Raw genomic sequence first — 12,912 nt, forward strand, 5'->3', positions numbered from 1 at the left:
CCGTCAGTCGTCCTCGGCCAGGATCTGGCGATAGAGGGCCAGCACCTCGGTCACGCGCTCCGACGCGGCAACGTCGGTGCCGTCGCAGACCGCGCGATGCATCTGCTGTCCGCGCGTGTCCGGGATGACCGGCTCGGCGGGCTTGCGCGTCGTGGAGGACTCCACGACCTGTCCCGCCAGGCTGTAAGCGTGGACGGACTGCTCGGCGAGCGTCATGGCGGCGCAGTCGAATTCGATCTGGGTCATGAAGTAGTCGATGCCCTGCGCATCGGTCGCGGCCAGGCCGTGCGCCAACCAGGCGGTCTTCTTCGCGCCCTGGGCCGGGATGCGGATGGTGCTGGTGTCCAGGAAGGTCGCGGTGGCCTGATCCGCTCCGATAATGCGCCATTCGCCCGCCTGGGCCGCGCCGGCCAGCAGCATGGACGCCGCTACGGCGCAGGTCATGATCTTCATGGTCGTCCCCTCTGGAGGAGGGGCGATAGCACGCGACCCCACCCGGCGCGCATGAAAAAGGCGGCGCACCCTGGGATGCGCCGCCCTTGTCAGTCTTCGCGGACGACGATCGTCAGTCGGCCTTGACGCCGGCTTCGGCCAGCCATTCGACGATCTTGCCCTTGGGCATGGCGCCGACCTTCATCGAGGCCAACTGGCCGTCCTTGAACAGCATCAGGGTCGGGATGCCTTTGACGCCCATCTTGGACGGGGTCATGGGGCTGTCGTCGATGTTGACCTTGGCGATCGTCACCTTGCCCGACAATTCGTCCGAGATCTGCTCCAGCGCGGGGCCGATCTGCTTGCAGGGTCCGCACCACTCAGCCCAGAAGTCCACCAGGACGGGGGTCGAGGACTTCAGGACGTCGGCGTCGAAGCTTTCGTCGGTGACTTTCACGGTCGCCATGAATGGCTCTCCTTTAGGGGTGCTATCGCTCGGCCCGCGAGGCCTCGTTGTTTGAGCACCAAATAAGTGGCGCGCTGAGGATCGGTCAGCGTTCAGTCGCAGATGTGGGAGCGATTCCCGCACAAATCAACGCGCATTTGAAAGGGCGGCGTCCATCAGGGCTTGCGGCACGGCCATCAGTTTCGGCCCGTCGGTCCAGACCAGGGCCGCCTCGACCGCGCGGTCGGGGTAGAGGCGACGCAGCACCGCCGTATAGACCGCTATCTGCAGCACATAGGCGGGGTCGGCGTCCTCGACATGATCGGGGGCCGGGCGGTTGGACTTGAAGTCCACCACCAGCACCCGTTCAGGGGTGACGACCAGCCGGTCGATGCGGCCCGAGATGGAGACGCCGGGCGGCAGGTCGGGCGAGGAGCCGGTCACGGCCACCTCGGCGCGGGAGCCTGCGCCGAAGACGGGCGCGAAGCGGGCGTCGTCCAGCACGGCGAAGGCGGCGCCGATCATCTCGGCGCGCTGATCGTCTGACAGGTCGCGTTCGCGGGCCAACATCCGCACGGCGGCGTCGGGCCGGTCGGGGGGGGCGATGTCAGGCAGGCGTTCCAGCAGGCGGTGGATCAGGTCGCCGCGCCGGAAGCGGCCGAGACCCGCGCCGGGGCCCTCGCCGCGCGCCAGGGGCGATGGCGCGGGGATGCGCTTCTGCTCCTGCATCTGCGACGGGGAGGCGAAGCGGGCGGCGTCGTCGCGGGCGGGCGTGATGCGCGACCACGCGGGGGCTTCGGGGCGGTGCTCCGTCGAGCCGGCGACGGCGGGCAGGACGTCGAGATCGACGCCGTAGCGACGGACGTTGTCAGCCAGCGTCCGCACCTCGTCGCCGAGACGGTTGAAGGTCTCTTCGATGACCGACCACCAGTCGCCCGGCTCGGGCGAGCGCTTGGAGCCGCGACCCATGACGATGACGCGGTCGCGGGCGCGGGTCAGGGCGACGTAGAGCAGACGCAGGGATTCGTCGCTGACGCGGGCCTCGCGCGCGGCGCGGGCTGCCTCGGAGGCGGCGCAGTCTTCCTTGGACGAGCCGGGGCACATCAGCCAGGCCTCGCCGTCGCCCATGCCGATGGCCTCCAGCGCGACCGGCATCAGGCTCGGCCCCTGGGCTTTCGCCTTCATGGTGGTGTCGGGCAGGATGACGACGGGCGCCTCCAGCCCCTTGGCGCCGTGGACGGTCATGACGCGGACCTCGCCGCGCGGGCCCTCGAGCTCGCGCTTTACCTCGACGTCGGCGGCTTCCAGCAGGGCGAGGCAGGTCTCCAGATCGACCCCGCCGCGGTTCTCGGCGGCCAGGACCTGATTGAGGGTCTCGTCGATGGCTTCTTCGGCCTCGCGCCCCAGCCGGGTCAGGACGCGGGCGCGGCCCGAGACGCCGGTGTCGTCGACGCGATTGAGCAGGGTGGAGAAGAAGGCGAAGGGGGCGCTGTCGCGCGCGGCGCGGGCGGTCAGGCAGAGGTCCAGCGCGCGGCGCCATTCGGGGCGTTCATCGGCGCGGCTCTTCAGTTCGCGCCACAGGCCCTGACGTTTTTCGCGGCCGGCCAGATCATAGAGCGAGGCCTCGTCCACGTCGCAGAAGGGGCTGCGCAGCACCTCGGCCAGCGACAGGTCGTCGCCGGGGAAGAGGGCGAAGCGGGCCAGGGCCTTGAGGTCGTCAAAGACGATGTGGCTGGACAGCTTCAGCCGGTCGGCCCCGGCGACGGGCACGCCCGCGCTCTTCAGGGCGCGGATGATCTCCTCGAAGGTGGCGTCGCGGCGGCGCACCAGGATGAGGAAGTCGCCGTAGCCGCTGGCGCGCGGCTGGCGGGTCGAGCGGTCGAAGACCGTGGCTCCGGTTTCGACCTGACGCCTGATCTCCTGGGCCAGGGCGGCGGCCATGCGTTTGCGCGCGCTCGCGACGCCTTCCTGATCGACGGGATCGTCCCAGGCGTCGCGCTCGGGTGGGGCCTCGTCCATGAACAGGGGCCAGAGGTCGACGCTGCCGCGCTGGCCGACGCGGGCGGGCAGGTGGCGGGGAATGTCGCCCGCCTCGCCGACCAGGGCGCGGGTGCGCTCGGGATCATTGAAGGCGTGATCAACGAAGGCCAGCACGTCCTCGGTCGAGCGGTAGGAGGTCTCCAGCGGCACGCCCTCGAAGGCGGAACCGGAGGCCCGGATCAGGGCGTCATAGACCTGGGATTCCTGACGCAGCCGTTCGGGCCGGGCGCCCTGGAAGGAGTAGATGGACTGCTTCTCGTCGCCGACGGCGAAGACGGTGCGGTCGGTTTCCTCGCCCGAGAAGAACTCGCCGGTCAGGGCGCGCATGATGGCCCATTGCTCGGGCGCTGTGTCCTGGGCCTCGTCGATCAGGACGTGGTCGATGCCGCCGTCCAGCTTGTACAGCACCCAGGCGGCGGTCGAGCGTTGGGTCAGCAGGTCGACGGTTTTCGCCACCAGATCGGAGAAGTCCAGCGCCCCGCGCTCGGCCTTGGCGGCCTCGTAGAAGGCGGCGTGGGCCACGGCCAGCGTCAGCAGCTTGATGGTGTCGGCGGCCACCTTGGCGGCGCGCACCACGTCCAGCGTGGCCAGATACTTGTCCTGCAGATCGGTCAGCCAGCCGCCCGCGTCGGGCGGGGCCTGCTTGGTGGCCATCGATTTGCGCGGCGAGCCTGTTCCCGTGAGGAAGACGACGCCGAGGCCGTGGAAGCTCCACTCGTGATCGAGCGCGTGGATCAACTCGGCGGCGCGGTCCTTGTCGGTCTTGCCGCCGGTCGCCATCAACTCGGCCATGCGGCGGACTTCGCCCCGGTCCAGCCAGCGGATGAAGTCGGCCTCGATCGCGTCGGGCGTCTGGTCGGGATCGGCGCCGGTCAGGACGTAGGGACCGGGGGCCGAGCCGTCGCCGACGCGAGCGACATAGTCGGTCAGGTCGGCGCGTCTGGCCTCGATCATGGCCAACAGGCTCTCGAAGCGACCCCAGTCCAGCTCGACGGCGAAATGACTGTAGGCCTGACCGACCGGACCGTCCAGGTCCTTCAGCGCGGCGCGAGCCAGTTCTTCGCGCGCGGCGTGGCTGAGGGCGATGGCGGCCTCGTTTTCCAGCACGGTGAAGCGCGGCGAGACGCCGGCCTCGATGGGGAAGCGGCGCAGCAGCTTTTCGCAGAAGGCGTGGATGGTCTGGATCTTCAGCCCGCCGGGCGTCTCCAGCGCGCGGGCGAACAGGCGACGGGCCTCGGACAGGCGAGCGGGGTTGAGGCCGGCGGGGTCGCTGGCGTCCAGTCTGGCCAGTTCGGCGGACAGGGCGGCGTCGTCCATGACCGCCCACTTGCCCAGGGTCTCGAACAGGCGGGCCTGCATCTCGGCGGCGGCGGCCTTGGTGTAGGTGACGCAGAGGATGGCCGAGGCGCCGGCCCCGCCCAGCAGCAGGCGGGCCACGCGGCTGACCAGGGTGGTGGTCTTGCCCGAGCCGGCGTTGGCGGTGACGAAGACCGACAGGGCGGGATCGGCGGCGCGGATCTGCGGATCAGGGCGCATCTGTGGAGCGGCGATGTTCATTCGCTGTCGCCTTCTTCGCCGCCGACGACGTGCCATTCCCAGACGCGGGCCAGATGGTCGTAGTTGCCGCCGTAATTGCCCATGAACTGGGGCGCGGCCCAGGAGACGTAGGGCGTGTCGGGGTGGTCGAAGCGGGCCACGCGCTTCTTCAGTCCCTCCAGCGCCGCTTCGCCCAGCGCCGCCGCTTCGGGGCCGGAGGCGCGCACCGCGACCTCGCCCGCCTTCTTGCGCCCGACGACGCGGACATAGGTCAGTTCGTCGGCGGGGACGGGGCCGTTGGTGTCCTTGAAGCCGCCGTCGGCGAGGATGGCGGCGGTCAGGGTCAGCTGGGGCGCGAAGCCCGCCTTGACCTGCTTGCCCGAAGGCACGCCGCCGGTCTTGAAGTCCATGATGGCGGCGCCGCTGGCGCCCACCTCGATGCGGTCGGCATAGGCCTTCATGGTGAAGGGGCCGGCCGGGGCGTCGAAGGTCATGGTCCCCTGCTGTTCGATCAGCAGGGTGACGCCGCGCGCCCGGCGTTCAGCCTCGAACCCGGCCAGCCAGCGGGCGCAGTTGCGGGCCAGCGGGGTCTCGCGCGCCATGGCGGCGTCCTCGAAACCGTGGGCGGTCAGTTCCTCGATCAGCAGCTGTTCGATCTGCTTTTCGCAGTCGTCGGGCAGGACGTGGGGCCACATCAGGGTCATGCGCTCGATGGCCTTGTGCACCGCATTGCCGCGCGCCATCGCCTCGGCCGAGGCTCCGGGCCGGTCCATGATGTTCAGGCCCAGCACCCATTGGGCGTAGATGGCGTAGGGGTCGCGCACCCAGCGCTCGATGCGGGTGACATAGAGGCTGCGTGGGCGGCGCTTAACCGGCGGACGCGGCATGGGACGCGGTGCGAAGCGGGCGGCGCCGGGCGGCGGGGTGTCGAGCGCGCGGGTCCAGTCGGCCAGACCGGCGGAGGCTGGGATGGCGACGGGCGTCTTCTCGGCATTAGCGCCGCGCGTCAGCATCTCCATGCGCCACAGCCAGCGCGAGCGCACGGCGGGCTGGCCGCCGCGCCGCTCGCAGTGGATCAGGACGGCCTCGTCGGCGCAGGCGGCCTGAACGAAGTCCTGCGCCGTCTGGCCCAGTCGCCGCTCGGGCGTGGGCAGACCCAAGGTCTTCCTCATCGGGCGCGACAGGAAGGGATCGACGGGGGCGGGGCGGGGCCAGACGCCTTCCTCCAGCCCGGCCAAAATCATGCGGTCGGCGCGGGTCAGACGGGCCTCGATGGCGCCGAGAATGCGCAGGCGCGGGTGGGTGGCGCCGCCGGTGCGGACTGTCTCCTCGCCCAGCAGACCGGCGGTCAGGGCGGCGAAGTCGGCGCGGCTGACGGCGCCCAGCGACCCGCCGCCGTCGATCAGGGCCGACAGCAGGGCGGCGGCGGCCTCGCCATCGGGACCGGCCCAGGCGTTCTGACCGGCCAGGGCCTCGATCAGGGCGGTCAGGGCTCGGGCGGCGGCGTCGGGGGGGGCGGCCCTGGAAGCGTTTGGTGCGAAGACCGACAGGGCCTCGGCGGCGAGGGCTTGCAGCCGGGCGGCGAGGGCGCGGGCGCCGGACAGGCGGGCGGCCTTCCATTCGGGCAGGGGCTGGCCGCCGCGACCGGGCTCGGCGGCCTTCAACAGGCGGGTCTGGATCTCGGCCCAGTCGCGCGGACGCGGGCCGCGCAGGGCGTGTTCCTCCAGCGCCGAGGCGGCGTCAGCCAAGGAGGTGTCGCCGAGATCGAGGCGGGTCAGGGGGTGCTTGATCAGGCCCAGCAGGGTCTGGGGCTTGAGCGGGGTCTCGATGAAACGGGCGCAGAGATCGACCAGGACGCCAGCGCTCATCCGCGACAGGGGGGCGCCGGTCGAGGCGTCGGGGATGATGTTCCAGCGCGCCAGCCGGGCCTCGACGCGGCGCGACAGGTCCAGGTCGGGGGTGACGAGGGCGCAGGTCTGGCCGGGGGTTTCCAGCGTCTCGCGCATCAGCAGGGCGATGGCCGTGGCGGCCTCTTCCTCGGCGCGGACACTGAGGGCCGACAGACCCTTCAGACCTTCGGCGATGGGATCCGCGGCCTGTCCCGCTTCGGCGGCGTCGGCGCGCAGGCGGGCGATCTCGGCGCGCCAGTCGTCGGTGGCCTCGGCGGGGCGCAGGGCCTCGTTGATCAGGCGCTGGCGGGCCAGACCGCGCGCCTCGATGCGGGGCTCGACGACAGGTTTGAACCAGGGGCGGACCTGATCGCGCGAGATGTCGGCGCGGGTCAGCAGGGCCTTCAGCGCCGCCTGCGGATGCTGGTCGTCGATGCGGTCCCAGACGCCGTCGGCCAGATCGAGGTCGAGGCCGGGCAGGACGACCACGCCCTGGGGCGCGCGGGCCACGGCGGCCAGAACGTCGGCGGCGGCGGGGACAGTGCCGGTGGAGCCGGCGGCGATGACGGGTTGCGACGGCGCGCGGGCGTCCCAGGCCTCGGCCAGACGGCGCAGCAGCGCAGCACGGCGCCAGGCGGAATCGACGAGGCCGAGGGCTTCCAGCCGTTTGGGCCAGGCCTCGACGGCGAGGCCGAGGAAGCGTGCGCTGTCCTGCCAGTGGGCGGCCAGATCCTGTTCAGCCAGCCCGGCGATGCGCGACAGGTCCGGGACCTCCTCCAGCTGGCAGGAATCGAGGAAACCGCCGAGGGCGTCGGCCATTTCCAGGGCGCGCAGGGGCTTCATACCCGGCTCGAACTCTTCAACGATCATCCGCGCCATCTCGAACCGGCGGGTCAGGGGGGCGATGGCGGGGGGCAGGTCCAGACCCAGTTCGCCGGGGGCGAAGGGCGGCTCGTCCTCTTCCAGATCGCCGAGCGGACGGACCTGAGGCAGCAGGACGGGGCGGTCGCCGGCCAGCTTGCCGAGCGCCGAGGAGAAGGCGCGGGCGGCGCGGCGGTTGGGCAGCAGGATGGTGGCGTCGGTCAGGGTCTCGGGCGTCTGATCGCCCAGCCAGTCGAGCACCCCGGCGGCGAGGTCTTCGAGGAAGGGCCGCCAGGCGGGCACGGCGCGCCAGCGCGGCCCGGTTCCGGCGAACGGATCGAAGCGGCCCCCCGTGGACATGGTCAGCCTTCGTCCTTCAGTCGCGCTTCGGCCTCGTCGCGGGCCTGTGGATCGCCGACGTGCATCCAGTCGCCGTCCAGCACGCAGCCGTACAGGCGGCCCTCGGCGGCGGATCGGCGCCACAGGGGGCTGAGCGAGAAGGCGCCGTCGGGACCGGCATCGGCGTAGTCGGGGCGGGTGATGTGGACGCCCATATAGGCGAAGGGGGCGGAGGCGGCCTCGCCCCGGAAGGTCAGTTGGCCGTCGTCGGCCAGGAAGAAGTCGCCGCCGCCCTCGAAGCCGATGGAACCCTCGCGGCGAGCCAGCAGCAGGGCGGCGTCCATGCGCTCGGGGTCCCACAGGCGGATCAGGTCTGCGAGGGCGTCGCCGCGGTCGATCCAGACGCTGTCGATATTGGCCACGAAGACGGGCTCGTCGCCGAGGAGGGGCTGCGCCTTCTTCAGCCCACCGCCGGTTTCCAGCAGTTCGGCGCGTTCATCTGAGATGGCGATGGCGGGACGGGTGCGGGCGGCCAGATGGCTTTCCAGCCGGTCGGCGAACCAGTGGACATTGACCACGGCCTGGGTGACGCCCGCCTCGGCCAGCCGGTCGAGGACGTGGTCGATCAGGGCGCGGCCAGCCACCTCGACCAGGGCCTTGGGCCGGTCGTTGGTCAGGGGGCGCATCCGCGTGCCGAGCCCGGCGGCGAGGACCATGGCGGTCTTGGGGGCGGTGGCAGGGGCGGTCATCGACGCACATCCTCCGGCACATGGCGGTCCATCCAGGCGGCGACGGCTTCGAGGCCCGGCGCCTTCAGGTTGGCGTTCAGGTGAGCCCACATGCGGGGCATGAAGGCGGCGTACTTCGGCTTGGCGTCGCGGGCGATCAGGCGGGCGAAGATGCCGAGGATGCGCGCCTCGTTCAGCGCAGCCAGACCGGCGTAGGCGGCCATGAAGGCCTCGCGGTCGGTTTCGGGGCGCAGGGCGAAATAGTGGTTGAGCGCGAGGGCTTCCAACTCGGGCGAGACGTCTCGGCGGGCGTCCTGCAACAGGGAGTGGAGGTCCCATGACGGGTGGGCCTTCACCGCGTCCTGGAAGTCGATCAGGCCGACCGAGGCGGCGCCCGTCTTGCCGTCCAGGCGGATCAGGTTCTCGGCGTGATAGTCGCGGTGAGCCATGACAGCGGCGCCCGCCTCGCCCGCCGCCGTGATCGGGGCCCAGACGGCGCGCCATTCGGCGACGGCGTCATCATTGAAGGCCAGCGACGGGATCAGTTTCGGCAGCCATTCGACGAACAGGTCGGCCCCGCCTTGCAGCGCCGTCTGGTCATAGGTCAGCAGGGGCCAGTCGCCCGCCGCTCCCGTCAGGACTTCCGGCGTCGGGGCGGCGTGCAGGACGGCCAGGACCTCGATAGCGGCGCGATAAAGCGGGGCCTCCTCGGCGCCTTTAGCGATCACGTTGGCGAACAGGGCGTCGCCGAAGTCCTCGATCACGGCCAGACCGTTCGGCGCATCGACGGCGACGATCTCGGGCGCCGACAGGCCCAGCGACTTAAGATGGGCGGCGACGGCGGCGAAGGCCTCGATGCGGCCGGCGGACAGGCGGGCGACGGCGTTCCAGCCGTGGGCGTGGCGTTGTTCCGGCGTCCACGACGGATCGCAGGGCTGGCTCTCGGCGGCGGGGGCCTGATCCATCAGCATCAGGGTGGCGCCGGAGGCCGTGGTCAGCCGCTCATAGCGGCGCGTCGAGGCGTCGCCGGGCAAGGGCGCGCGGACGGCCTCGGCCAGACCGGCCGAGCGCAGAAAATCGAGACGGAGGGCTTCGCGGTCAGACATGGACTTCCTTCAGTTTCGCTTCCCACGCGCCTGCGCCAGATACGGTCGCAAGGCGGCCTTCGCCGTCTTCGGCGATGGTGATGTGCAGTCGGTCGGGACCCAGCATCCGGCCGGGGTCTTCGCCCAGACGCTCGGGCCACTCGATCAGGGCGCAGCCTTCGTCCAGGGCCTCGTCCAGACCGATCTCGAAGGCTTCTTCGGGGCGGGTCAGGCGATAGAGGTCGAAGTGAGCGACCGGCGGGTCGCTCTCATAGAACTGGACCAGGGTGAAGGTGGGGCTGGGCACGTCCTCGTCGGGCGAGGTCAGGGCGCGGATCAGGCCGCGGGCCAGGGTCGACTTGCCCATGCCGAGCGGGCCGTAGAGCAGGACGGATTCGCCGGGTTCCAGCAGGGGGGCGATGGCCTGGCCCAGACGGGTGGTGGCCTCGGCGTCAGGAAGGGCGAAGGTCGTCATGCGAACACCGCGTCGGGGTTGGTCGAGAGGACGCGCTCGACAAAGGTCTTGAGCGCCTCGGTGGCGCGGGCGGCGTCGATGTCGAGCCGTTCGGACGGAATGGGATGGCCGACGCTGAGGTCGAACTCGCGCCCCTGCTTGTTCAGCAGTTCGTGGAAGAGGGTGATGTCGCGCAGTTCCTGCGAGAAGCGGTCGAACAGGTGGAAGAGGCGGCTGGACGGCCCGGCGACATGGATGGGGATGACCGGGGCCTCGTACTTGCGCGCCAGCGACGCCGCCGTTGTGGCCCATTCGGGATCGGTCAGCCGGCCTTGCTCGTCTACACGGGCCAGACGCCCGGCGGGGAACATGACGACGCAACGTTCGGCCTCGAAGGCTTCTTTCGCCGACAGCAGGGTGGCGCGGGTCTTTTCGCGGGTGCGCTTGGCCGTGACCCATTCGACGGGGACGACGGTTTCCGACAGACGCGGCGAGACGCGAAGCGCGTCGGCGTTGGCGAAATAGATCAGGTCGTTCCGCACGGTGCGCAGGGCGTCGTGCACGGCCAGGCCGTCGGCGATGCCGGTCGGGTGGTTGCAGATGACCAGGCAGCGGCCCGTGGCGGGCAGGCGGTCGAGGTTCTGTGTCTCGACCGTCAGCTCCAGCAGGTCGGAGACATAGTCCAGCGCCTGGCGGCCGCCCATCGGGCCGATGGCGTCGGCCATGCGCCGGGCCTTGGCGTAGTCCAGCAGGCCGTAAAGAGCGGGGCGGACCAGCGGCCAGGCGGCGGAGCGCGTCAGGCGCGGCGCGCGTTCGGCGATCAGCACGTCGACGATATGAGGGGCGGTGGGACTCATGCCCTGCTTGTCGCCGCTCGCGACGATGGCGGCAAGCGGTCCTGGCCATGATCGCGGGTTTGACGCCGTCGCCGCCGGTGCTACGCCTGCGGCCAAGAATTCCGCGAAGCCCGAGAGGATCATCGCCCATGCGTCACCTGCCCCATCTTCTGAGCGGCCTCAGCGCCGTCGCCCTGCTGACGGCCTCGGCCCTGCCGGCCCTGGCCGAGGCACCCGCGCCCGCCGCAGTCTCGGCGCCAGCGGCCAGCAACGCCTTCACCTATCAGGACATGATTTCGGCCAACCGGCTGGGTGATCCGCAGGTGTCGCCGGACGGCGACTGGGTGGTCTATTCGCTGACCCAGACGGACGTGACGGCCAACCGTCGCTCCAGCGCCCTCTACATCCTGAGCCTGAAGGGCGAGGGGCAGCCGCAGAAGCTGGCCATTTCCGAGGGCGGCGCCAACACCGCGCGCTGGGGCGCCGACGGCAAGCTCTACTTCCTGTCGGGCCGTTCGGGCTCGAGCCAGGTCTGGGTCTCGCCCGACAAGGGCGCGACGGCGACCCAGGTCACCAACCTGCCGACCGACGTCAACGCCTACCGGGTCAATGACGCGGGCGACGCGGTGGCCGTGTCCCTGGCCGTCTATCCCGAGGCGCCTAACCTGACCGCCTCGGTCGAGCGCGCCAAGGCCGCCGCCGAGGTGAAGTCGACGGGTCAGGTCTATGACCGGATGTTCGTGCGCCACTGGGACACCTGGAGCGACCACACCCAGAACCACCTCTTCGTCCAGTCGATCGGCGCGGACGGCAAGGCGGGCGGCGATCCGGTCTGGGTCACCAAGGGCTTTGACGGCGACACCCCCTCCAAGCCGTTCGGCGACGAGAGCGAGTTCGTCTTCGCTCCCGACGGCAAGTCGCTGGTCTTCTCGGCGCGTCACGCGGGCAAGAGCGAGCCGTGGAGCACCAATTTCGACCTCTACAGCGTCGCGGTTTCGGCGCCCGGCCAACTGACCAACCTGACCGAATCCAACCCGGCCTGGGACACCGGCCCGGTCTTCTCGCCGGACGGCCAGACCCTGGCCTATCGCGCCATGGCCCGTCCGGGCTTCGAGGCCGACAAGTATTCGATCTTCCTGCGTGACGTGGCCACCGGCCAGACGCGCCAGATCGCGGCCAACTGGGATCGTTCGGCCGACGGCCTGCAATGGTCGAAGGACGGCAAGACCCTCTACACAACCGCCGGCGACGTCGGTCAGACCCGCCTGTTCGCCATCGACACGCGCAACGGCTCGGTCATGCCGCTGACGGGCGAAGGCCATGTCGGCGCCTTCCAGCAGACGCCCGCGGGCTTCGTCATGTCGGTCGACACCCTGACCTCGCCCGCCGACCTCTATTTCAAGACCTGGCGCGGTCGCGAGATGCCGCGCCGCCTGACCAATGTGAACCCGCAATTGGCCGGTAAGGCCTTTGGCGCAGCCGAGCAGTTCAGCTTCCCCGGCTGGAACGACGAGACGGTCCACGGCTTCGTCATCAAGCCCGCCAACTATGTCGAGGGTCAGAAGTATCCGGTCGCCTTCCTGATCCATGGCGGACCGCAGGGCTCGTTCGGCAATAGCTGGTCCTACCGCTGGAACCCCGAGACCTATGCGGGCGCGGGCTATGCGGTGGTGATGATCGATTTCCACGGCTCGACCGGTTACGGTCAGGAATTCACCGACGCCATCAGCCAACACTGGGGCGACCGCCCGCTGGAAGACCTGCAGAAGGGCTGGGCCGCGGCCCAGGCCAAGTACGGCTTCCTCGATGGGAATAACGCCTGTGCTCTGGGCGCCTCCTACGGCGGCTACATGATCAACTGGATCGCCGGCAACTGGTCGGACGCGTTCAAGTGCCTGGTCAACCATGACGGCGTCTTCGACACCTTCGGCATGGGCTATTCGACCGAGGAGCTGTGGTTCACCGAGTGGGAATACGGCGGCACGCCGTGGGAAAACCCGGAGGGCTATCAGAAGTTCAATCCGGCCAACCACGTGCAGAACTGGAAGACGCCGATGCTGGTGGTCCAGGGCGACCTCGATTACCGCATCCCGACGGCCCAGGGCCTGTCGACCTATACCGCCCTGCAACGCCGCGGCATCGACAGCCGACTGGTCTTCTTCCCCAATGAGAACCACTGGGTGCTGAAGCCGGCCAACAGCCTGCAATGGCACAACGAGGTGTTCGGCTGGCTGGACAAGTATCTGGCCAAGTAAGGTCGGACGACT

Annotated in this window: 9 protein-coding genes; 1 reads left to right on the top strand and 8 read right to left on the bottom strand. The window is 70.2% G+C overall.

All coding sequences use genetic code 11. The annotated features are described in order from the left end of the window. Positions 1–3: 3 nt before the first annotated feature. The 8 genes from ACIQTU_RS02035 to ACIQTU_RS02070 form a co-directional block, all read right to left on the bottom strand. Positions 4–453: a surface-adhesin E family protein gene (locus tag ACIQTU_RS02035; protein WP_400541574.1), complete on the bottom strand. Its 450-nt coding sequence runs from the start codon at positions 451–453 to the stop codon at positions 4–6. A 112-nt stretch (positions 454–565) separates the two neighbouring features. Beyond that, positions 566–898: a thioredoxin gene (trxA, locus tag ACIQTU_RS02040; RefSeq protein ID WP_400541577.1), complete on the bottom strand. Its 333-nt coding sequence runs from the start codon at positions 896–898 to the stop codon at positions 566–568. Positions 899–1,024: 126 nt separating this feature from the next. Further along, positions 1,025–4,474: a double-strand break repair helicase AddA gene (gene addA / locus ACIQTU_RS02045; protein ID WP_400541580.1), complete on the bottom strand. Its 3,450-nt coding sequence runs from the start codon at positions 4,472–4,474 to the stop codon at positions 1,025–1,027. Further along, on the bottom strand, positions 4,471–7,563 hold the full coding sequence (gene addB, locus ACIQTU_RS02050; RefSeq protein ID WP_400541583.1) for a double-strand break repair protein AddB: 3,093 nt from the start codon (positions 7,561–7,563) through the stop codon (positions 4,471–4,473). The genes addA and addB overlap by 4 nt, the downstream gene beginning before the upstream one ends. A gap of 2 nt (positions 7,564–7,565) precedes the next feature. Next, positions 7,566–8,258, bottom strand: coding sequence for an N-acetylmuramate alpha-1-phosphate uridylyltransferase MurU (murU, locus tag ACIQTU_RS02055; protein ID WP_400543730.1), 693 nt, complete (start codon positions 8,256–8,258; stop codon positions 7,566–7,568). Positions 8,259–8,287: 29 nt separating this feature from the next. Next, positions 8,288–9,376 (bottom strand): N-acetylmuramate/N-acetylglucosamine kinase AmgK, encoded by a 1,089-nt coding sequence (gene amgK / locus ACIQTU_RS02060; RefSeq protein ID WP_400541586.1) that lies wholly within the window; start codon positions 9,374–9,376, stop codon positions 8,288–8,290. Next, the gene (gene tsaE / locus ACIQTU_RS02065; protein WP_400541589.1) at positions 9,369–9,830 is read right to left on the bottom strand and encodes a tRNA (adenosine(37)-N6)-threonylcarbamoyltransferase complex ATPase subunit type 1 TsaE; all 462 of its coding nucleotides are present in this window, start codon (positions 9,828–9,830) and stop codon (positions 9,369–9,371) included. Before tsaE ends, amgK begins: the two co-directional genes overlap by 8 nt. Further along, positions 9,827–10,666, bottom strand: coding sequence for a GNAT family N-acetyltransferase (locus ACIQTU_RS02070; RefSeq protein ID WP_400541592.1), 840 nt, complete (start codon positions 10,664–10,666; stop codon positions 9,827–9,829). The genes tsaE and ACIQTU_RS02070 overlap by 4 nt, the downstream gene beginning before the upstream one ends. Positions 10,667–10,794: 128 nt before the next feature. Between ACIQTU_RS02070 and ACIQTU_RS02075 the strand changes: the two genes are divergently transcribed. Continuing rightward, on the top strand, positions 10,795–12,900 hold the full coding sequence (locus ACIQTU_RS02075) for a prolyl oligopeptidase family serine peptidase (protein ID WP_400541595.1): 2,106 nt from the start codon (positions 10,795–10,797) through the stop codon (positions 12,898–12,900). The last annotated feature ends 12 nt before the right edge of the window (positions 12,901–12,912 follow it).

This window comes from Brevundimonas sp. NPDC090276 (assembly GCF_044772165.1).
Lineage (GTDB): Bacteria > Pseudomonadota > Alphaproteobacteria > Caulobacterales > Caulobacteraceae > Brevundimonas.